This window comes from Nioella sp. (assembly GCF_964229645.1).
GTDB lineage: Bacteria > Pseudomonadota > Alphaproteobacteria > Rhodobacterales > Rhodobacteraceae > Nioella.
In genome coordinates this window covers 12645-32241 of record NZ_CAXREX010000092.1, presented here as the reverse complement: position 1 = coordinate 32241, position 19597 = coordinate 12645, and the positions used below count along the sequence as shown (strand labels likewise).

General features: G+C 65.5%; 19 protein-coding genes. 7 read left to right on the top strand and 12 right to left on the bottom strand.

Annotated features, from left to right (window positions below):
* Nucleotides 1-168: 168 nt before the first annotated feature.
* The 5 genes from ACEQXV_RS06300 to ACEQXV_RS06280 all read left to right on the top strand — a co-directional run bounded on the left by ACEQXV_RS06300 (nucleotide 169) and on the right by ACEQXV_RS06280 (nucleotide 4586).
* Nucleotides 169-1029, top strand: coding sequence for an AAA family ATPase (locus ACEQXV_RS06300; RefSeq protein WP_370252598.1), 861 nt, complete (start codon nucleotides 169-171; stop codon nucleotides 1027-1029).
* Complete coding sequence (locus ACEQXV_RS06295) at nucleotides 1029-2219, top strand: VWA domain-containing protein (protein WP_370252602.1); 1191 nt, start codon at nucleotides 1029-1031, stop codon at nucleotides 2217-2219. The genes ACEQXV_RS06300 and ACEQXV_RS06295 overlap by 1 nt, the downstream gene beginning before the upstream one ends.
* Nucleotides 2220-2230: 11 nt before the next feature.
* Entirely contained in the window at nucleotides 2231-3040 is an 810-nt protein-coding gene (locus ACEQXV_RS06290) for an XdhC family protein (protein WP_370252595.1), read from the top strand.
* 107 nt (nucleotides 3041-3147) lie between these two features.
* Nucleotides 3148-3600 carry a CoxG family protein gene (locus tag ACEQXV_RS06285; protein ID WP_370252593.1) on the top strand — a complete coding sequence of 151 codons (453 nt, stop codon included), beginning with the start codon at nucleotides 3148-3150 and terminating at the stop codon, nucleotides 3598-3600.
* Nucleotides 3601-3695: 95 nt separating this feature from the next.
* Nucleotides 3696-4586 (top strand): cation diffusion facilitator family transporter, encoded by an 891-nt coding sequence (locus tag ACEQXV_RS06280; protein ID WP_370252591.1) that lies wholly within the window; start codon nucleotides 3696-3698, stop codon nucleotides 4584-4586.
* On the opposite strand, the gene ACEQXV_RS06275 is transcribed toward ACEQXV_RS06280, so the two are convergent.
* The 12 genes from ACEQXV_RS06275 to ACEQXV_RS06220 all read right to left on the bottom strand — a co-directional run bounded on the left by ACEQXV_RS06275 (nucleotide 4583) and on the right by ACEQXV_RS06220 (nucleotide 17277).
* On the bottom strand, nucleotides 4583-4828 hold the full coding sequence (locus tag ACEQXV_RS06275; protein WP_370252589.1) for an acyl carrier protein: 246 nt from the start codon (nucleotides 4826-4828) through the stop codon (nucleotides 4583-4585). The two genes, ACEQXV_RS06280 and ACEQXV_RS06275, sit on opposite strands and share 4 nt — an antisense overlap.
* Complete coding sequence (locus ACEQXV_RS06270) at nucleotides 4825-6018, bottom strand: dihydrolipoamide acetyltransferase family protein (RefSeq protein ID WP_370268358.1); 1194 nt, start codon at nucleotides 6016-6018, stop codon at nucleotides 4825-4827. Before ACEQXV_RS06270 ends, ACEQXV_RS06275 begins: the two co-directional genes overlap by 4 nt.
* Entirely contained in the window at nucleotides 6018-8018 is a 2001-nt protein-coding gene (gene pdhA / locus ACEQXV_RS06265; RefSeq protein ID WP_370268356.1) for a pyruvate dehydrogenase (acetyl-transferring) E1 component subunit alpha, read from the bottom strand. The genes ACEQXV_RS06270 and pdhA overlap by 1 nt, the downstream gene beginning before the upstream one ends.
* Nucleotides 8015-9706, bottom strand: a complete 1692-nt coding sequence (gene acsA, locus ACEQXV_RS06260) for an acetate--CoA ligase (RefSeq protein WP_370268355.1) — start codon at nucleotides 9704-9706, stop codon at nucleotides 8015-8017. The genes pdhA and acsA overlap by 4 nt, the downstream gene beginning before the upstream one ends.
* A gap of 72 nt (nucleotides 9707-9778) precedes the next feature.
* On the bottom strand, nucleotides 9779-10714 hold the full coding sequence (locus ACEQXV_RS06255; protein WP_370252582.1) for a 3-hydroxyacyl-CoA dehydrogenase NAD-binding domain-containing protein: 936 nt from the start codon (nucleotides 10712-10714) through the stop codon (nucleotides 9779-9781).
* A complete protein-coding gene (locus tag ACEQXV_RS06250; protein WP_370268354.1) occupies nucleotides 10714-11454 on the bottom strand; it encodes an SDR family NAD(P)-dependent oxidoreductase in 741 nt (246 codons plus the stop codon). Before ACEQXV_RS06250 ends, ACEQXV_RS06255 begins: the two co-directional genes overlap by 1 nt.
* Before the next feature lie 10 nt (nucleotides 11455-11464).
* Nucleotides 11465-12397 (bottom strand): 3-keto-5-aminohexanoate cleavage protein, encoded by a 933-nt coding sequence (locus ACEQXV_RS06245; protein WP_370268353.1) that lies wholly within the window; start codon nucleotides 12395-12397, stop codon nucleotides 11465-11467.
* A gap of 3 nt (nucleotides 12398-12400) precedes the next feature.
* On the bottom strand, nucleotides 12401-13195 hold the full coding sequence (locus ACEQXV_RS06240; protein WP_370268351.1) for an SDR family NAD(P)-dependent oxidoreductase: 795 nt from the start codon (nucleotides 13193-13195) through the stop codon (nucleotides 12401-12403).
* Between the two features lie 25 nt (nucleotides 13196-13220).
* Nucleotides 13221-14360, bottom strand: a complete 1140-nt coding sequence (locus ACEQXV_RS06235) for an SRPBCC family protein (RefSeq protein WP_370268350.1) — start codon at nucleotides 14358-14360, stop codon at nucleotides 13221-13223.
* A 94-nt stretch (nucleotides 14361-14454) separates the two neighbouring features.
* Nucleotides 14455-15456: a GlxA family transcriptional regulator gene (locus ACEQXV_RS06230; protein WP_370253535.1), complete on the bottom strand. Its 1002-nt coding sequence runs from the start codon at nucleotides 15454-15456 to the stop codon at nucleotides 14455-14457.
* Between the two features lie 68 nt (nucleotides 15457-15524).
* The gene (locus ACEQXV_RS06225; protein ID WP_370268349.1) at nucleotides 15525-16673 is read right to left on the bottom strand and encodes an acyl-CoA dehydrogenase family protein; all 1149 of its coding nucleotides are present in this window, start codon (nucleotides 16671-16673) and stop codon (nucleotides 15525-15527) included.
* A gap of 142 nt (nucleotides 16674-16815) precedes the next feature.
* A complete protein-coding gene (locus ACEQXV_RS06220) occupies nucleotides 16816-17277 on the bottom strand; it encodes a hypothetical protein (RefSeq protein WP_370268347.1) in 462 nt (153 codons plus the stop codon).
* Between the two features lie 182 nt (nucleotides 17278-17459).
* Here ACEQXV_RS06220 and eutB point away from each other — a divergent pair, with 182 nt between their 5' ends.
* On the top strand, nucleotides 17460-18464 hold the full coding sequence (gene eutB, locus ACEQXV_RS06215) for a hydroxyectoine utilization dehydratase EutB (RefSeq protein ID WP_370253531.1): 1005 nt from the start codon (nucleotides 17460-17462) through the stop codon (nucleotides 18462-18464).
* Nucleotides 18454-19440: a cyclodeaminase gene (locus tag ACEQXV_RS06210; RefSeq protein WP_370268346.1), complete on the top strand. Its 987-nt coding sequence runs from the start codon at nucleotides 18454-18456 to the stop codon at nucleotides 19438-19440. Before eutB ends, ACEQXV_RS06210 begins: the two co-directional genes overlap by 11 nt.
* The last annotated feature ends 157 nt before the right edge of the window (nucleotides 19441-19597 follow it).

The following is a 19597-nucleotide window of genomic DNA, read 5'->3' as shown; positions in this document are numbered from 1 at the left end:
CTCGAACGCGGTGCACGATGCCTTCCGACCCTTCGGGCTGGTGCAAAGCCACATGCCGCATGACCACTGGCGCATCTGGAAGATCGCCAACGGTCTCGGCCTGCACGGCTGATGGAACTCCGGGCTGCCGCGGGGCAACGCGCGGCGGCCCGAACCGGGGAGGGTTCGATGAGCGTCACCGACATCCAGAAGGGTCTGGCCCGCTCGGGCTATATCGCCGATGACCGTTTGGCGATGGCGATCCATCTGGCGCAGGTGCTTGGCCGTCCCCTGCTGCTGGAAGGCCCGGCGGGCGTTGGCAAGACCGAGGTGGCCAAGGCCCTTGCCAGCTTGCGCGACACGCAGCTGATCCGCCTGCAATGCTACGAGGGGCTCGATGCCTCTCACGCGATTTACGAATGGAACTACCAGCGCCAGTTGCTGGCCATTCGCGCCGCCGAAGGCAGCGCCAGCGAAGAGGTGCTCTTTGCCGACAAATACCTGCTGAAACGTCCTCTGCTGGAGGCAATCAGCCAGGACATACCGCCCGTTCTGCTGATCGACGAGATCGACCGGGCCGACGAGGAATTCGAAGCCTACCTTCTCGAAATCCTGTCCGATTTCCAGATCACTATCCCCGAGCTTGGCACCGTCAAGGCGCGCTCCAGACCCATCGTGATCCTGACCGCGAATGGCACGCGAGATCTCAGCGACGCGTTACGTCGGCGGTGCCTGTATTCCTTCCTCGACTACCCCGACAAGGAAACCGAACTGGCTATCCTCAAGGCCCGGATGCCTGCGGTCGAGGGGCAGCTTGCCCGCCAGATCGTGGGCGTGGTGCAGGCGCTGCGCAAGGAAGACCTCGAGAAAACCCCCGGTATTGCCGAGATGCTGGATTGGGCAGCTGCGCTGTCCGGGCTTGGGGTCAATGATCTGGCGAAAGCGCGCGACGAGGTGCAGGCGACGCTGGTTTGCCTTCTGAAGACCGCCGCCGACTATGACGCCGCGCCGCCCGAGGTGATGGACCGCCTGATCGGAAAGGTCGCATGATGCAGGTCACCCGCTTTCCATCCCGCGCCGAGGGGCTGTCCGACCGGATGTCGGGCTTCATCGCGCATCTGCGGATGAACGGGTTGCGCGTTGGTCCGCGCGAAACCGGCGATGCGCTGGCGGCGCTGGCTGCCGTGAACGCAACCGACCGTGACGAGGCCCGGCAGGCGCTCTGCGCGCTGCTGGCCAGCGACGCTGAGGACTGGCGAAGGTTCGACGAGCTATTCGACGCCTACTGGTTCAACGCGGGCAAACAGCGTGCGGGCACCGCGCAGAATGCGCATGTTCGGGTGCAATCGGCAAAACCGAAGATCTGGCAACAGGACAGGGGGGACGGTGCCCAGGATCGTGACTCACGGAGCGAAGATGCCACCACCCCCGATCCCGGTGAGGGCGAAGCCGAAGGGACAGACGGGAAGCTTATCGCGACCCGCACGGCCAATCTCAACCGCCGGGATCTGCGCGAGCTGATGGATGAAGAGGCGTTAAGGCAGGCAGAAGCCGCGGCCCTTGCCATCGCTCGCGCCATTCGTGACCGCCGGTCGCGCCGTCGCAAGCAGGCGCTGCGGGGCCCGGCACTCGACATGCGACGCATCCAGCGGGCAAGCCTTGCACGTGGGGGCGAGCCGCTGGACCTTTACCGCCGTGCGCGTCCGCCGCGCCCCATGCGGATCGTCGCGCTTTGCGACGTCAGCGGGTCGATGACCGTTTACTCCCGTGTGTTCCTGGCCTTTCTCAAGGGCCTTGTCGGCAGTGGCTGCGAGGCAGATGCTTACCTCTTCCACACCCGCCTGATGCGGGTGACGGACGCCCTGCGCGATCACGATACGCTGCGCGCCGCCGGGCGGTTGTCGCTGATGGCCGAGGGCTTCGGCGGCGGCACGGATATATCTGGAAGCCTCGAAAGTTTTCTGAACGGCCACGGCGCGCGGGCGCTAAATGGCCGGACCGTGGTGCTGATTCTGTCTGACGGATACTGCACGCGTGACCCGCAGGCCCTGGCTGATGTTCTGGCCCGCATCCGCCGCAAGGCCCGGCGCATCGTCTGGCTCAATCCGCTCAAGGGCTGGAAAGACTACGCCCCGGTTACTGCGGCCATGCAGGCCGCGCTGCCCCATCTCGACGCCCATCTGCCGGCCAATACGCTCGATGCGCTGGCCGCGCTGGAACCCGAATTCCGGAAGCTGTGAAAGGACATCCCATGGCAGGTTTCGACATCTTCGACACGATTGACCGGCTGCGCCAGACCGGCGAGGCCTTTTGCATGGCGACCGTGCTGCGCACTGCGGACGCGACCAGCGCCAAGGCAGGTGCCAAGGCGGCGGTCACGCGCGGCGGAGACATTCTCGGCCATCTCGGCGGGGCCTGCGTGCAACGCGCGGTGCGCACGGCGGCGGCAGAGGCGCTGGTGGAGGGAAGCCCCCGGATGATCCGCGTGAAACCCTCGGAAAAGGTGGTGGCAATGACGGATCCCGACGGCGTGCAGACCTACAAGAGCGGCTGCCCTTCGGGGGGCACGGTGGACCTGTTGATCGAGCCCTACCAGCACGCGCCGCGTCTGGTCATCTTCGGCGATAGCCCGATTGCCGAGGCGCTGGCCGCCCATGCGGGCCTGACCGGGCTGCGTGTCTGCGTATCCGGCGCGTTCGAAGGGGTGAAGGCGACGCGGTTTGCGCCTGAAGAAATCGATGGCCTGGGCATCGAGCCGCGCGACTTCGTGGTCGTGGCCTCGCAGGGCAAGGGTGACGGCGTGGCGCTGAAAGCGGCGCTGGATACGTCCGCGCGCCGGGTCTCGATGGTGGCCAGCCGCCGCAAGGCCGAGGTGCTTTCGGCCAAGCTGGTGGCAGCGGGGCTGGACCCGGCCCGGGCTGCCCGGCTGAAATCGCCTGCCGGGCTCGATATCCATGCCATCGACCCGCACGAGATCGCCCTGTCGATCCTGGCCGAGATCGTTCTGTGGCGGAACACCGATACCGCCAAGGAGACCGCCCATGATGAAAAGATGGCTTGAGCGGTTCAGAGCCCGCTGGCCCCGACCTCCCGAATTGACACCAGAGGAGGCCGCCGAGGCCGCTCTGCGCGCCTATCCCAGATGTTGCTGACAAAAGGAACCGAGACATGGACCTGAGTGACGAAATCCGTATCGAAGCCCCCCGCGACGTGGTGTACCGCGCGCTGAACGACCCCGACATCCTGCGCGAATGCATCCCTGGTTGCGAGGAACTGATCCAGCATTCGCCCGAGAACCTGGAGGCCAAGGTCGTGCTCAAGATCGGCCCGGTGAAGGCCAGCTTCGCAGGCGCGGTGACGCTGGACACAGCCGGTGCGCCCGGCAGCTTTTCCCTGACCGGGGAAGGCAAGGGCGGGGCCGCGGGTTTTGCCAAGGGGGGCGCTGACGTCACCCTGACCGAAGATGGCGCGGCCACCATTCTGGCCTATACGGCCAAGGTCGAGATCGGCGGCAAGATCGCGCAACTGGGCAGCCGGCTGATCGCGGGCACGGCCAAGAAACTGTCGGGCAAGTTCTTCACCCGCTTCGGTGAAATCGTCGCGGAACAGCAGGTCGGCTAGGCTTTCCCTGCGACTGCCTCGCAGGTGCAGACTTGGCGGTTGAACTGCGGTCCCCGCCACTGCTAGACCCCGCCCGAACCATCGGGGCGGGGTCTTTGACAACCACCATAAAACTCGCGATCGGAAGCCTGCTGGTGGGTTTCGCGGTCCTGGCGCTGAAGGCGCTGGCCTGGTGGATGACCGGGTCCATCGCGCTGTTGTCGGATGCGCTGGAAAGCACGGTGAACGTAGCCACGGCGCTGGCGGCGCTCATCGCCGTGCGCGTGGCCGCGCGTCCGGCTGATGCCAATCACCCTTACGGCCACCACAAGGCCGAGTTCTTCAGCGCGGTGCTGGAGGGCGTCATGATCGTGATCGCGGCGCTTCTGATCCTGCGCGAGTCCTTCTACGGCTTTCTTGCCCCCCATCCCATCGACGCCCCGCTGGAAGGGTTGCTGGTCAACGGGGCGGCGACGGCTGTGAACGCGGTCTGGTGCTGGGTTCTGCTGACGCGCGGACGGCGGGAACGCTCGCCCGCGCTGGTGGCCGATGGCCGTCACCTGCTGGCCGATGTGGTGACTTCGGCGGGCGTGGCTGTTGGCGTGCTTCTGGCGATGCTGACGGGCTGGTGGATTCTCGATCCGGCGATGGCGGCGCTGGTGGCGGTCAACATCCTCTGGTCCGGCAGTCGCGTGATCAAGGAGTCTGTCTCCGGCCTGATGGACGAGGCCGTGCCCGAGGGCACGCTCACCATCATCCGCGAGGTCATCGCCAGCGAAGCCGGCGGCGCGATGGAGGCCCATGACCTGCGCACGCGTCATGCGGGTCGGGTGACCTTCATCGACTTTCACCTGGTTCTCCCCGGTGACACCACGGTCGATGCCGCCCACGAAATCTGCGACCGCGTCGAAGCGGCGCTGAAACGGGCGGTTCCGGATGCCAATATCACCATTCACGTGGAACCGGAACACAAGGCCAAGCACACCGGGATCGTGGTGCTGGACTAGCCGATGCGGCCTGCAAGGAAGGGCACGGCCAGGGCAAGGGTGGCGATCTGGGGATAGTCGGCCTCGGGGATGTCGACCCCAAGCCGCGCGTGCAGGCCGGTCACGAGGTTCAGGACATCCATCGAGTCCAGTTCGAGGTCGTCCTGAATATGGTCGTTTTCACCTACATCGGCCGGGTCGATATCGGGGGCGACGCGGGCCAGTTCTTCGAGATAGGCAGCGCGGATCTGGTCTGGGGTCATAGGGCCTCCGGTTGTTGCAGAAGGGTGGCGATCTCGTCGAGGAAGCGGGCCGCCTGTCGGCCATCGGCCACGCGGTGATCTGCGGCGAGCGTGATGGTCACGGTCTGGCGCGGCACGATTTCATCAGCGACCACCCAAGGCCTCAGCTTGGGGGCACCGATGCCTATAAGGGCCACCTGCGGCGGGAAGATGACGCCTGTCATCGCCTCGGCCCCGCTTTCGCCAAGACTGGAAATCGTGATGGTGCCCGCGGTCATTTCCTGCCCCTTGAGCCGTCCTGCGCGGGCGCGGGTCACCAGGTCGCGCATGCCCGCCATCACCTGGTCGAGCGACAGGGCAGCTGCATCCATCAGGGCAGGGGCCACGAGCCCCCCGCTGCGCAGGGCCACGGCGATGCCGGGATTGACCTGGGTCGCGGGCTGGAACCCTGCCTCGGTATAGTGCCCGTTCAGCACCGTGACCTTCGCCGCAGCCCCCACCACCGCGCGGGTAAAGAGCGCGCCCATCAGCAGGCGCTCGGCGGGAGGGCGATCGGCATTCGCGCGGGCCAGGAAATCCGTGGCCGGTTGTAGGTCCACCGTCTCCGATACCGAGAAATGCGGGATCGTCTGCTTTGACCGGGTCATCGCGGCCGAGATCGCCTTGCGCATTTCCTCGGCCGGGGTGCCCTTGGGGGCGGGCGTGGCTGCGGGTTTTGATGCCGGTTGAACGCCGGATGTGTCCACATCGCCAAGGACGATCACCCCGCCAGGTCCCGTGCCCCGGATCGTGCCAAGGTCCAACCCCAGTTCGGCCGCTCGCACGCGCGCGGCGGGCGAGGCCATGACCGTCCCTTTCGGCATCGCGGCTGGTGGGGGTGGCGCAGTCGGCGTCCTGGCATCGGCTACGCTGGCTGGAGCAGGCTCCGGGGCTGGTTGGGGCGGTGCAGCCGTTTTGATGGCAGGGGCGGACTCGCCCTCGGCCAGGATCAGCGCAAGCGGCGCGCCCACGGGCAGTTCGGCGTCCAGATCGGCCAGAAGTTCCTTCACGGTGCCTGCTTCGAAACACTCGATCTCGATCGCGCCTTTCTGGGTTTCGACCACCGCCACGCTGTCGCCGCGCGCAACCTGATCGCCGGGGGCGACCAGCCATTCAACCAGTGTGCCCGCCTCCATGTCGGCCCCGAGCGAGGGCATTGAAAACACGCCCATCAGACCCGTCCCAACATGGCTTTCGCGACCTCGACGATCCCTGCGACCTGTGGAATGGCGGCGTCCTCAAGATGTTTTGGATAGGGGATCGGCACCTCTTCCGCGCAAACCCGGCCCACGGGGGCATCCAGCGACCAGAGCGCCTGTTCCATGATCCGGGCCGAGATCTCGGCCGAAAGCGATCCAGAGCGCCAGCCCTCATCGACGATGATGGCCCGACGGGTGCGGTTGACCGATGCCATGATGGTGGCGTCGTCAAGCGGGCGCAGCACGCGCAGGTCGATAACCTCGGCATTGATCCCGTCGGCTGCCAGAGCCTCGGCGGCTTCCAGCGTCTTGAAAAGCGATCCGCCGTAGGTGATCAGGCTTAGGTCGCTGCCCGGCCGCCGGATCGCGGCGCGCGAGATGTCGACCGGGCCCGCAGCCTCGTCGATCGGTCCGCTGCGGTTGTAGAGCATGACGTTCTCGAAGATCAGCACCGGGTCGGGATCTTGCAGTGCGCTCCACAACATGCCGCGCGCGTCTTCCAGCGTGGCGGGGGTCAGCACCTTGAGCCCGGGGATATGGGCATACCAGCCCTCAAGGCTGTGCGAATGCTGCGCGGCCAGTTGCTTGCCCGCCCCGGTCGCCATGCGGATCACCACGGGCGCCCCGAACTGCCCGCCCGACATGTGCCGGATGGTGGCCGCCGTATTCATGATCTGGTCCAGCGCCAGCAGGCTGAAATTCACCGTCATCAACTCCACGATGGGGCGCATCCCTGCTGCTGCCGCGCCGATCCCGGCGCCTGTGAAGCCCGATTCCGAAAGGGGGGTGTCGCGGATGCGGTCCTCTCCGAATTCATCCATCAGCCCCTTGGATACCGCGTAGCAGCCCCCGTAAGCACCCACGTCCTCGCCCATCAGGAACACGCGCGGGTCGCGGATCATGGCCTCGCGGATGCCCTGCTTGACCGCTTCGCGATAGGTCATCTCGACCGTTGTGCCAGACGGTTTGGCCGGGGGCGGATCGGCGGGTTGGGGGCCAAGGACGTGACTGGCGAGGGTTTCGACCGGCTCCCATTCGGATTGTTCCGCGAAGCTGACCGCCTCGGTGATCTCGGCAGCGACCTCGGCCTCGATCCTGTCCACGTCGTCCTGGTGGATCAGCCCGGTTTCCAGAAGCCAGCCCTGGAATTTCACGATCGGCCCCCGGCCTCGCCATGACTCCACCTCGTCCTTGTCGCGGTAGAGCTGGGCGTCGAACATGGAATGCGCCCGGAAGCGGTAGGTGCGGCATTCGAGGAAGACGGGCCGCCCCGTTTCGCGGATACGGGCAATGGCCTTCTTAGCCGCCACTTCCACGGCGATCACGTCCATCCCGTCGACGGTTTCCGCCTCGATCCCATAGGCTGCGGCCTTGGCGCGAATGTCGGTTTCCGATTCCGAGCGGGCCAGGGCCGTGCCCATGGCATAGCCGTTGTTCTCGCACACGAAGAGAACCGGCAAGTCCCACAGTTCGGCAAGGTTCAGGGTTTCGTGAAACTCCCCCTCGGCCACGGCGCCTTCGCCGAAGAAACACGCGGTCACGCCGCCGGTGCCCTCCATCCGGTCGGCCAGCGCCAGCCCGCCAGCCAGCGGCAGCCCGCCCCCCACGATGGCATTGCCCCCGTAGAAATTCGTGCCCGCATCAAACAGGTGCATGGACCCGCCCCGGCCGCCGGAACAGCCGCTGGACTTGCCATACATCTCGGCCATGACAGCCGTCATCTGCACCCCGCGCAACAGGGCGTGGCCATGTTCGCGATAGGTGGCGACGATGCGGTCGCGCGGCTCCAGCAGGGGGATGATCCCGGCCGCGATGGCCTCTTCCCCGTCATACAGATGCAGAAAGCCCCGGATTTTCTGCTGCGTGTAGAGTTCGGCGCATTTGTCCTCGAAACGGCGCACCCGGATCATCTGGTGCAGGAGCGACAGCACATGGTCGCGCGTGAGGCGGGGTTTGTCGGCAGAGGCGGTCATGTCTCGTCACTCTCCAGCGTGGAAATATCGCCCTCGGGCAGGCCAAGCTCGCGCGCCTTGAGAAGCCGGCGCATGATCTTGCCAGAGCGGGTCTTGGGCAGGGTGTTTCGGAAGACGATTTCGCGCGGGGCGACGGCGGGCCCGAGCGTCTTGCGGGCATGGCCCCGAATGTCGCGTTCCAGGTCATCGGACGGGGCAAAGCCCGGGTTCAGGGTGACATAGGCCTTGACGACCTCGCCCGCGGTATCATCGGGGATACCTATCACGCCCGCCTCGGCCACGGCTTCGTGCTCGATCAGGGCGCTTTCCACCTCGAAGGGTCCGATCAGGTGGCCCGAGCTCTTGATCAGGTCATCGGCCCGGCCCACGAACCAGAAATACCCGTCCGCATCGCGCATGGCCAGGTCGCCCGAGAGATACCAGCCGTCCACGAAACACTTGTCGTAGCGGGCTTGCTCATGAAGGTAGGCCCGCATCATCGAGGGCCAGCCGGGGCGGATTGCCAGTTCCCCGATCTTGCCCGCGGGCAGCTCTTTCAGGCCCGCACCGTGATGCTCGACAATACCGGCCCTTATGCCGGGCAGGGGCTTGCCCATGGAGCCGGGCTTGACCTGCATGCCGGGCTGGTTGGCGATCATGATGCCGCCGGTTTCGGTCTGCCACCAATTGTCGTGGAAGGGCTGGCCGAACACCTTTTCGGACCAGGTTACCGCCTCGGGGTTCAGGGGCTCTCCAACGCTGGCCAGGAAGGTGAGCGAAGAGAAGTCATAGGGCCTTGCCGCCTCGGCCCCTGCCCGCATCATCATGCGGATCGCCGTGGGCGCGGAATACCAGACCTCGACCTTTTCGCGCTGGACGGTCTCGTACCATCGGTCGAGCTCGAACTCGGCCTCGTCCACGATCATCGTCACCCGGTTCACGAGCGGCGCGATGATGCCGTAGCTGGTGCCGGTCACCCAACCCGGATCGGCGGTGCACCAGTAGATGCGCCCCGGTTCCAACCCGAGCGCCCGCCGCCCGGAAAAGGCGTGGTAGACCACGGCACCATGGACATGGACCGCGCCCTTGGGCTTGCCGGTGGTGCCCGAGGTGAAGTGGATCAGCGCGGGGTCTTCGGGCTTCGTGCGGGCGATCTCAAAGGTGGGCGCGGCGGCCTTCAGCGCGGGGCCAAGCGCCACGCAGCCTTCGGGGGCCTCGTCGCCCAGGATCAGCACCAGCTTCAGCGAAGGCACCTGGTCGCGCCAGGCAGCCACCTTGCGCTTGTAAAGCTGCGCGGTGGTCAGCAGCACGTTGGCACTGCCGATCTCCATGCGGGTCTGGATGGGTTCCGGCCCGAAGGCGGAAAAGAGCGGGGTAAAGACAAGCCCGGCTTTCAGCGTGCCGATCGCGGCGGCGTATAGCTCCGGCACCCGGCCCGTCAGAGCGAACAGGCTGTCACCCGGGGTCAGCTCATGTGCCCGGAGGACATTGGCGAAACGTGCGGACAGGGCTGCCATCTCCTCGTAAGTCAGGTCGCGCCGCGAGCCGTCCTTGCCCAGCCATCGCAAGGCCAGGTCTTGCCCGCGGCCCTGCGCAACGTGCCGGTCCACGGCCTCGTAACCGATGTTCAGAAAGTTGTCGTCGCCATCCACAAGGGCCTTTGCATCGGCCCAGGGATCGGCCCCGACCTCAAGATCAGAGCGTGCCATATCGATCCTCCCACAGCCTCAGGATGCGGGTGGTTGCGATTGGCAACCATGACTCAGGTCAAATGGTTTATCTCAGCGGCGTGGCAGGTTTTTCGTCGCTACCTGCATCGCGGCAATCAGGGCATCGCGGCGCGCCGACAATTCGGCCGGTTCGATTCCTGCTGCTTGCCTGCCGACTCCGTCGGCCAGTTCGGCCGCGATCTCGGGCGTGAGGTGCAGGTCGCCCAGATCGTCCCACCAGCGGTTGAAACTGTCAGTGTAACGCGCGCAGAACTCGGCCATGCCGCCCGCGCCTGCGCCCAGGTGAAACAGCATTGTCGGCCCCATCGCGGCCCATCTCAGGCCGGGTCCAGCCCATACGGCGGTATCCACGTCCTTGACACTGGCCACGCCCTCGACCACGAGGTGAATGGCCTCGCGCCAGAGTGCCGCCTGCAACCGGTTCGCCACATGCCCCGGCACTTCCTTGTTGACGCGGATCGTGACCTTGCCGACCTCGGCATAGAAGCGTTCGGCGATGTCTACCGCGCCGGGCCGGGTGCGGGCGTTGCCCATGACCTCGACCAGCGGAATGAGATGCGGGGGGTTGAACGGGTGGCCCAGGACCAGCGGCCCAGGGTCCTTCCAGCCATCCTGCATCTCCGAAAGCGTCAGGCCCGAGGCAGACGATGCAACCACGGCCCCCGGGGACAGCGCGGGTTCGATCCGGGCATAAAGGGCATGCTTGATCGGCAGGCGCTCTGGCACGCTTTCCTGCACGAAACCAGCCCCGGTCACCGCGTCGGCGGGATCGTCCGAAAAGCGCAGGGCACCCGGTGCCCCGTCCTTTACCAGCCCGAGTTGCTCCAGCGTGGGCCATGCCCGGTCCACGTAATCCCGCACCTGCGCCTCCACGCCTTCGGCAGGGTCGTGAACCGTCACCGACTTGCCAGCGGCGAGGAAGAGGGCGGTCCAGCTAGCGCCGATCACGCCTGCGCCGATCACGGCGGTCTGGTCGAGGTCGCTCATCAGAATAGTCCCGGATTGAGGGGGGAAGCGGCGGTCAGCCCGCCATCGACGGTAAACAGTTGCCCGGTTGCGAAGCCGGCCTCGTCCGAGGCCAGCCACAGCGCCATGGCTGCCACGTCCGACGGTTGACCGAAGCGGCGCATGGCGTGGCGGGCGAGCGCGTCCCTGCGGGCGGCGGCGGGGTCGTCGGCAAGGTCGAACCCGGCCTCCAGCATGCCCGTTTCGATCCAGCCGGGGCAGATCGCGTTGCAGCGAATATGCGGGCCGTGGTCAACGGCAATGGACCGGGTCAGCCCGTGCACGAAAGCCTTGGACGCGTTGTAAAGCGCCATGCACGGGTCGGCGACATGGCCCGAGATCGAGCCGATATTGATGATTGAGCCGCCTTGCGACAGGCGCGGGATTAAAGCGCGGCACATGTGGAACACGCCGCGCGCATTGGTGCCCATGACCAGATCCCAATCGGCATCCGTGCTGTCGGCGACGGTCTTCTCGACCTGCACGCCCGCGTTGTTGACGAGGATGTCGATGGGGCCGGTTGCAGCGGCGAACGCCTCCACCGCGCCTGCATCCGCCACGTCCAGAGCCTGCCAGCCAACGGCTGCATCCAGCCCTTCGGGCCTGTCACCGCGCCCGCAGGTCAGAACCGTCGCGCCCTCGGCCACGAACCGATCCACGATGGCGCGGCCAATCCCCTGTCTGCCGCCTGTGACGACCGCTCGTTTTCCTGCCAACCGCATCCGTCCGCCCTTAGAAATTCACCCGGTCACCGCCCTTGAGCGCCAGCCTCTCGCGCGCCTCGGCGGGCGTGGCGACCGTCAGCCCGAGGTTTTCCACGATGGACCGGATCTTGCGCACCTGTTCGGCGTTCGAGGTCGCAAGCTCTCCCTTGCCGATGTAAAGGCTGTCCTCCAGCCCTACCCGCAGGTTGCCGCCCAACATGGCGCTTTGCGTGGCGAAGGGAATCTGGTGGCGCCCGGCCGCCAGGACGGACCATTCGTAGTTTTCCGCCCCGAACAGCCGGTCGGCCACCTTGTGCATATGCATCAGGTTGTCCAGGTCGGCCCCCACGCCGCCAAGAATGCCGAAGACCATCTGGATGAAGAAAGGCGGCTTGATCAGCCCCTGATCGACGAACCATTTGACGTTATAAAGATGGCCCAGGTCATAGCATTCGAATTCGAACTTGGTGCCATGCGCTTCGCCCAGGTTCTTCAGCGCGTATTCGATGGTGGCGAAGGTGTTGGGGAAGATGAAGTCACGGGTCATGGCAAGGAACTCGGGTTCCCAGTCATGCTTCCAGCCTTTGTATTTCTCCAGCATCGGGAAGATGCCGAAATTCATGGACCCCATGTTGAGGCTTGCCATTTCGGGGCTGGCATCGGTGGCGGCGCGCAGCCGCTCTTCCATGCTCATGCCGAGGCCCGCGCCGGTCGAGACGTTGATCACCGCGTCGGTCGATTGCTTGATCACGGGCAGGAACTGCTGGAAGGTTTCGGTGCGCGGATCGGGCTTGCCGGTTTCGGGGTCGCGGGCATGCAGGTGGATGATGCTGGCCCCGGCCTCTGCCGCCTCGATACTGGCGGTGGCGATTTCCGCCGGCGTGATCGGCAGGTAGGGTGACATGGTGGGTGTGTGGATGCCACCCGTGGGGGCGCAGGTGATGATCACTGATTTGGGCATGGGTCAGAGCCTCATTTGCTGGACTTGTGCCGAGAGCCCGCCATCGAGCACCCAGAGTTGTCCAGAAGCATAGCGCGCTTCGTCGCTGGCAAGCCACAAAACCAAGTTGGCGATATCTTCGGGCGTGCCGTATCGGCGCATCGGATGCACGTCGCGCACCGCCTGCTGCAACTGGTCGATGGTCTTGCCGCCGCCGCCGGAACCGGCCCCGTTGAAGAAGCTTTGCAGCATCGGCGTGTCGATATAGCCCGGGCAGATCGCGTTCACCCGGATGCCCTCGGGGCCGTGGTCGCAAGCCATGGCACGCGTGAGCGCGTGGACCGCCCCCTTGGTGGCGCAATAGGCAGCAAGGCCCGGATCGGCAATGAAACCGTCATAAGAGCCGAAATTGATGATGCTGGCAGAGGGGCCGTCCTGAGCCGCCGCGCGCAGCAAGGGAAGCGCGTGCTTGGAGGTCAGGAACGTTCCCGTCACATTGACCGCGAATGAGCGGTTCCACTCTTCCAGCGTGGTGTGCTCGATGGTCTTCTCAATCTCGATTCCGGCGGCGTTGACCAGGATGTCGAGATGTCCCGCTTCCCCGGCCACATGGTCGATCGCGGCCATCGCCTCAGTCTCGGAGGTCACGTCGAGGCGGAGGACTTGGCCCCGGGCGTCAGGGCCGTCGAGACTGCCCGACGAGCTGAGATCGGCCGCGAAGACGCGGGCACCCTCGGTTTCGAACCGGGCGCAGATCGCACGACCGATCCCGCCGCGCCCGCCCGTGACAAGGGCCACTTTTCCGTCGAGTCGTCCCATGTCGTTTGTCCTCTCCGGGCCGGGATCAGGGGGCCGCCTTGGCGTAGGCGTCCAGCACCAGCCCGTGAAAATGATGCACCGCATGTTCGGATTTGCCCGAGCCTTCCGGGTCGTTCACGATGCGGCCCTGTGTGAAGGCCGGGGTCATCATGCCCTTCTGGACGCTTTCGACGATGGCAATGTCCTCGGCCTGAAGCACCTCGTCGAGATAGCGGATGCTTTCCAGCTCTGCCGCGTTCGGGTCGGGTGTTTCGAGGAAGAAGTCATAGGTTTCCAGCGTCCGGTCGGGGCCGATGGGGATGATGTTCAGCACGATCATCGAGGACCGTCCGGGGTATCGCATCAGGCAGGTGGTGGGCCAGAGCCACCAGACCGCGTGGGTGCGCACCGTGGCGTTCGAGACATCGTAGGCACTGTTTGCCGATTTGCCCGCATCGGCCATGTGGCTGGAATAGATGCCATGGGTCGTCACCTTGTAGGTGTCCATGTCGACAAGGGTGCAGAAGTCCTTGTGCGCCGTCGGGCAGTGGTAGCATTCGAGGAAATTGTCGACCACGTTCTTCCAGTTCGACTTGATGTCATAGGTCAGACGGTGGCCAAAGGTCAGGTCGGCGATGTCCGGGGCCCAGTGGCGAATCTCGGTTTCCAGATCACCCGACTGGACGGATAGCGACGCGGCTTCGGGGTCGAGATTGACGAAGATGAAGCCGCAGAACTCCTCGACCTGCACGGCATCAAGGCAGATCTCTCCCTTGTCGAACGCCTCCAGCGTTTCGGTGTGGGGGGCACGGGCCAGCTGGCCATCAAGGCGATAGACCCAGGCATGATAAGGGCACATCAGCCGGTTGGTCCTGCCTTCGCCCTGAACGAGCATATGGGCGCGGTGCTTGCAGACATTGTAGAAGGCGCGCAGGTGACCGTCGCCGTCGCGCAGCACGACGATGGGGCGTCCGGCGATTTCTGTCGCCATGTAGGCCCCCGGCTCACGCAGTTTTTCGACGTGACAGACCCATTGCCAGCTGCGCGCCAGGATCGCGTCCTGGTCGGTGCGGAACCAAGCCGGGGCGACGTAAGCCTCAGCGGCGAGCGAGAAGGAACGGGACGGATCGGGGTCGAAACCGCGGCGGATGGCGGCGAAATCGCCAGAGGTGGGCAGCTCGGTCATGGGGCAACTCCTGCGCGGGAACTGATCCCAGTATCCGCGCGAATCCCGGCATGGATGACAGTCGGATCGCCATGAAATGAGCGTCAGGCGACAACTAGGCGCCGCTGCGATGCATCGGCCAGGCCCGGTATTCGAAGGGAATGCGGCCCTGCACCCTGTCCTTGGTCGGGGGCAGGCCAAACCGTTCCCGGTAGACCCGGCTGAAATGAACCTGGCTGGTGAAGCCGCAGGCCACCGCGATCTCGGACATTGGCATGTCGGTCTGGGTCACCAGCCCGCGCGCCCGGTCCAGCCGGATATCGCGGTAGTAGAGCTGGGGCGACTTGCCGACATGGGTGCGAAAGAGCCGTTCCAGCTGACGCTGAGAGAGATCCACGCCCGTGCAGATATCCGGAATCGACAGGTTCGCCTCCAGGTTGGCTTCCATCAGGCGGATCGCCCGGCGCAGCGATTTCGGGGTCGAGGTGCCAAGGGGCTCGACCGACTGGGGAAACTGCTGAGCGCCTTCGGGGCGCAGCCGCTCGTGGAAGATATAGCGGGCGGCGGCATTGGCCAGGGCATCGCCTTGCTGCTGGCGCAGAAGGTGCAGGGCCAGGTCGGTCGAGGCCGCCCCGCCGCAGCAGGTCAGCCGCCCCTGGTCGATGGTGAAAAGCTCTTCGGTCAAATCGATCTCGGGGAAGAGTTCGGCGAAGGCGTCTATATGCTCGTAATGGACGGTGGCCCGGCGTCCCGCCAGAAGGCCCGCACGCGCCAGGATGAAGGCCCCTGTATCAAGTGCGGCAAGAGGGCACCCGGCCCGCGACCAGCGGCGCAGGCGGGCCAGAAGCGCGTCGTCGGCATAGGCTTCGGGCGTCCAGCTGGATGAGACAACCACGAGATCCGGCTTTTCCGGCGCGTCTTCCAACGGGGCCACCGAAAGCTGTAGGCCGTTGCTGGCCGACAGCGGCGAGGCGGCACCGCTGTGCAGGCTCCAGCGGAACATGGAGCTGCCATGCAGGTAATTGGCCACGCGAAAAGGGTCGAGAAACCCCGTGGTTGTGGCGAGGTTGAAATTGGGGGTCGCGATGACGGCGATGCGATAGGGGCTGTCGGGCATTTGGCGATCCGGGTTAAAATCCCGTCGAATAGCCTAACAGCTGAGCCCGACCCGTCAATTCCCGACCGCTACATGCGCTTGGCGACCTCTTCCAGCATGACCTCGGTCGCGCCGCCGCCGATGGCCTGCACGCGGGCATCGCGGGTCATCCGTTCGATGGCCGTGCCGCGCATGAAGCCGGTGCCGCCGTGGAATTGCAGGCAGTCATACATCACCTCGTTGACCAGTTCTCCGCAAAGCGCCTTGATCATCGACACCTCTTTGACGACCTCTTCGCCCTCTGCGTCGCGCTTGGCGGTGGCATAGACCAGGTGACGGGCGGCGCTCACGCGGGCCTGAAGCATCGCAAGGCGTTGCCGGATGGCCTGCTTGTCCCACAGCGGCGCTCCGAAGGCCTGCCGGGTTTTGACGTAATCGACGGTCAGGTCGATGGCTGCCTGTGCCTCACCCATGGCCATGGCGCCCAGAACGATCCGCTCATTCTGGAAGTTCTGCATGATCGCGTAAAAGCCACGTCCCTCCTGGCCAAGCACGTTTTCGGCGGGGATCTCGCAGTCCTCGAAATGGAGTTCGGCCGTGTCCGAGGACAGCCATCCATGCTTGTCGAGTTGTCGGGCGACGGTGAATCCGGGGGTGCTCTTTTCGACCAGGAAGATGGTGACGCTCTGCGACGGCGGCCCGGCAGGGTCGGTCTTGGCGGCGATGCAATAGAGATCGCCCAGAACACCATTCGTGATGAAGGTCTTGGAGCCGTTCAGCACGTATGCGTTATTGCCTTTCCGGGTGGCGCGGGTGCGGATGCCCTTCACGTCTGATCCCGCGCCGGGCTCTGTCACCCCCACGGCGGTGATCACCTCGCCCGAGACGATGCCGGGCATCCAGCGATCGCGCTGCGCTTCGGTGCCCGCGTTGAACAGGTGAACCGAAGCCATGTCGGTATGCACCAGCGCCGTGATCGCAACCCCGGAGAAGGTGGAACGCCCCAGTTCCTCGGCCCAGACCGCCGTGGCGCGGGTATCCATCGCCGCGCCGCCATAGGACTCGGGGTAGCGAATGCCGAAGAAGCCAAGCGCGCCCATGCGCTTCAGCACCTCGCGCGGGACCTTGCCATCGGCTTCCCAGGCCTCTGCATGGGGCTTGATCTCGTCCTCGACGAAGCGGCGGACCTGGTCGCGCAGCATCTCGTGCTCGGGCTCCAGGAACAGGGCGTCGGTCATGGCAAGTCCTCCCTTGGACCCTGTTGCGGGTCGGTCGGGCAAGGCTTGCTGAGGGCAGGGGGGCTTGGCAAGCCCCGGCCTGTTGGTGACGCAGCGGCACGAAAAAGGGCGCCCCAAGGCGGGGCGCCCCGGTTACCGGAGCTTATTGGTTCCAGGTCTCCAGGTGCAGCGTGGCGTCGCAATATTCGCCGTTATAGGTGCCAACCCAGACATCGAGGCGCCCGTCGCCCACGTTGGTGAGCAGCATCGTCGGTTGCAGGTCGCCGGCGCTGTCATCATCGTAGAACCAGCTGGCCGAGGGCGTGTTGACCAGAAGCGCGGTATCGCAAGCGCCCGCCACGGTCAGTTCCAGGTTGTAGCCAGCCATGCCGCTCAGCAGGAAGCTGAAATCCGGCGGCGTGATGAAATACCCAGCACCGGACACCGGAAGGCCGCAGTCGGCCAGGTTGTTGTCGCCACCGGCCACGACCGAGAAATCCATCCCGGCATAGAGCTGGTCTCCGGTCGCCTCGAAGGTTGCGCCGGTCTGGGAATAGTCCGGGCAAGCCATGGCGGCAGAGCCTGCCATCACGAAAGCGGCGGCGGAAAGAAGAGTGAGCTTCATTTAAGGCTAATCCTTTTCATGCGTCACGCGCCCGGTCCGGGCACTGGTCGGGGCATTGCGCCCCTTGCAGCATAGGTGATCGGTCCGAATGCGGCTGCAAGGGGGGCAGAGGGGCGCGATGCAAAAAAGAACGAAAATTCCGCAGTTTCCTATCGCGCAGGAATCTGCACAAATATTCAGCAATGAGTTTTGGCCTGTCCCATATCCATGCCGCCCGCAGCGTGCTGAACGGCATTGCCGACGCGACGCCTTTTGTGCCGTCCCCTTACATGAGCCTGCGCGCGGGGCATGAGTTCCTGCTCAAGCTGGAAACCTGCCAGCCCATCGGGGCGTTCAAGCTGCGCGGGGCCGTGAACGCCGTCATGTCCTTGCCCGAGGGCGTGGCGGGCGTGACGTGCTGTTCGACAGGAAACCATGGGCGCGGGGTGGCCTGGGCTGCCGCGCGGCGGGGCATCCGGGCAGTTATCTGCATGTCGGAACTGGTGCCCAAGGCCAAGGTGGACGGGATACGCGCCCTCGGGGCCGAGGTTTGTATCATCGGCCGCAGCCAGGACGACGCACTGGCCGAAAGCCAGCGGCTGGTTGCCTCCGAGGGGCTTGTCGAGATCTCGCCCTTCGACGACGCCCGCGTGATTGCAGGCCAGGGCACGATCGGGGCCGAGATGATCGAAGCGCGGCCCGATCTCGACATGGTCCTGGTGCCTCTGTCGGGCGGGGGGCTTGCAGCAGGTGTTGCCGTGGCGGTGAAATCCGTGCAGCCCCAGGTGCGCGTGATCGGTGTCACGATGGACCGGGGCGCGGCCATGCATGCCTCGCTCGTGGCGGGGCATCCGGTCGAGATCGAGGAGGTGCCGAGCCTCGCCGACAGTCTGGGTGGTGGGATTGGTCTCAACAACAAGCTCAGCTTTCCATTATGCCGTGACTGGCTCGATGACACGATCCTCGTAACCGAGGACGAGATCCGCGACGCCATGCAGGTCCTGTTCTTCGAGGATCGCATGGTGGCCGAGGGGGCCAGTGTGGTGGGTCTTGCAGCGGTTCTTTCTGGCAAGGTCCAGCCCGAAGGACCGACCGGCACGATCGTGACCGGGCGCAATCTGGACATGGCCCAGTTCCTGCGCATCATGGCAGGCGAGGATGTCGCCCTGGGTGACCGTATTCTGAAAGGCAGGCCTTATGGCGCGTGACATTCGCATCGTGACCGAAGCCGAACTGCGCGAGGTGGTCGAGCTCGACCTGACCGCCATCGACGTGGTCGAGAAAGCCTTCGAGGCGCTGGCCTCGGGCAAGGTGGTGATGCCGCCGATCCTGTCGATGGAACTGGCCGAGGCCAATGGCGAGGTCGACGTCAAGACCGCCTATATTCCCGGCTTCGACGGTTTCGCGATCAAGGTTAGCCCGGGCTTTTTCGACAACCCCAGGATCGGGCTGCCCAGTCTGAACGGGCTGATGATCCTGTTTTCAGCCAGGACCGGGCTTGTTGAGGCCGTGTTTCTCGACAATGGCTACCTGACCGATATCCGTACGGCGGCGGCGGGTGCCGTGGCCGCGCGCCACCTGGCCCCGGCCGTGGTGGATACGGCGGGTGTGATCGGCACCGGTGTGCAGGCACGGCTGCAGATGCAGGCGGCGCACCTGGTGCGGCCCTTCAAGCGGCTTCTGATCTGGGGGCGCGACTGCGCGCGCGCGGCGCAATGTGCCGATGACCTGCGGATCACACTCGGGATCGAGGTCGATGCCGTGTCCTGCCCCGAGCGGCTGGTGCGCGAAAGCCAGCTTGTGGTGACCACGACGCCCGCGCGCGAACCGGTGCTCGATGCTGACTGGCTGCACCCGGGCCTGCACATCACCGCCATGGGCTCGGACCAGGCCGGAAAGAACGAGATCGACCCGCGCGCCCTGAGCATGGCGCAGGCCTATATCTGCGACAGTGCCCGTCAGTGCGAGGTTTCGGGGGAGCTGGAGGCCGCGCTTGCCGCAAGGCTCTGGGACCGGGGAACGCCGCCGGAACTCGGCGCCGTCATCACCGGTGCGGCAAAGGGACGGCAGAGCGAGGACGACATCACCATCTGCGACCTGACCGGCACCGGCGCGCAGGACACCGCCATCGCCAGCCATGTCTTCACACGGCTTGGAAACGCGGGCACGCGGGTCGAAAGCTAGGGCTGGAAACGGCTTGCGGGCTTGGCTATTCTTCCACGGACCACGGCAATAAAGGCATTGCGCGCTGCTGCCGGGGTGAGCGGAGCCTCCGCCCGACCCGATCCGGCCAGCATAGGCCGGTCAGCGTGCATCCCGGGCTCCTTCCCTGTGACCAAAG

Bases quoted from the DNA above. Each gene is read 5' to 3' on its own strand.
- ACEQXV_RS06300 (WP_370252598.1), top strand. From the start codon at position 169: ATGAGCGTCACCGACATCCAGAAGGGTCTGGCCCGCTCGGGCTATATC.
- ACEQXV_RS06295 (WP_370252602.1), top strand. From the start codon at position 1,029: ATGCAGGTCACCCGCTTTCCATCCCGCGCCGAGGGGCTGTCCGACCGG.
- ACEQXV_RS06290 (WP_370252595.1), top strand. From the start codon at position 2,231: ATGGCAGGTTTCGACATCTTCGACACGATTGACCGGCTGCGCCAGACC.
- ACEQXV_RS06285 (WP_370252593.1), top strand. From the start codon at position 3,148: ATGGACCTGAGTGACGAAATCCGTATCGAAGCCCCCCGCGACGTGGTG.
- ACEQXV_RS06275 (WP_370252589.1), bottom strand. From the start codon at position 4,828: ATGACCCCAGACCAGATCCGCGCTGCCTATCTCGAAGAACTGGCCCGC.
- ACEQXV_RS06270 (WP_370268358.1), bottom strand. From the start codon at position 6,018: ATGGGCGTGTTTTCAATGCCCTCGCTCGGGGCCGACATGGAGGCGGGC.
- pdhA (WP_370268356.1), bottom strand. From the start codon at position 8,018: ATGACCGCCTCTGCCGACAAACCCCGCCTCACGCGCGACCATGTGCTG.
- acsA (WP_370268355.1), bottom strand. From the start codon at position 9,706: ATGGCACGCTCTGATCTTGAGGTCGGGGCCGATCCCTGGGCCGATGCA.
- ACEQXV_RS06255 (WP_370252582.1), bottom strand. From the start codon at position 10,714: ATGAGCGACCTCGACCAGACCGCCGTGATCGGCGCAGGCGTGATCGGC.
- ACEQXV_RS06250 (WP_370268354.1), bottom strand. From the start codon at position 11,454: ATGCGGTTGGCAGGAAAACGAGCGGTCGTCACAGGCGGCAGACAGGGG.
- ACEQXV_RS06245 (WP_370268353.1), bottom strand. From the start codon at position 12,397: ATGCCCAAATCAGTGATCATCACCTGCGCCCCCACGGGTGGCATCCAC.
- ACEQXV_RS06240 (WP_370268351.1), bottom strand. From the start codon at position 13,195: ATGGGACGACTCGACGGAAAAGTGGCCCTTGTCACGGGCGGGCGCGGC.
- ACEQXV_RS06235 (WP_370268350.1), bottom strand. From the start codon at position 14,360: ATGACCGAGCTGCCCACCTCTGGCGATTTCGCCGCCATCCGCCGCGGT.
- ACEQXV_RS06230 (WP_370253535.1), bottom strand. From the start codon at position 15,456: ATGCCCGACAGCCCCTATCGCATCGCCGTCATCGCGACCCCCAATTTC.
- ACEQXV_RS06225 (WP_370268349.1), bottom strand. From the start codon at position 16,673: ATGACCGACGCCCTGTTCCTGGAGCCCGAGCACGAGATGCTGCGCGAC.
- ACEQXV_RS06220 (WP_370268347.1), bottom strand. From the start codon at position 17,277: ATGAAGCTCACTCTTCTTTCCGCCGCCGCTTTCGTGATGGCAGGCTCT.
- eutB (WP_370253531.1), top strand. From the start codon at position 17,460: ATGAGTTTTGGCCTGTCCCATATCCATGCCGCCCGCAGCGTGCTGAAC.
- ACEQXV_RS06210 (WP_370268346.1), top strand. From the start codon at position 18,454: ATGGCGCGTGACATTCGCATCGTGACCGAAGCCGAACTGCGCGAGGTG.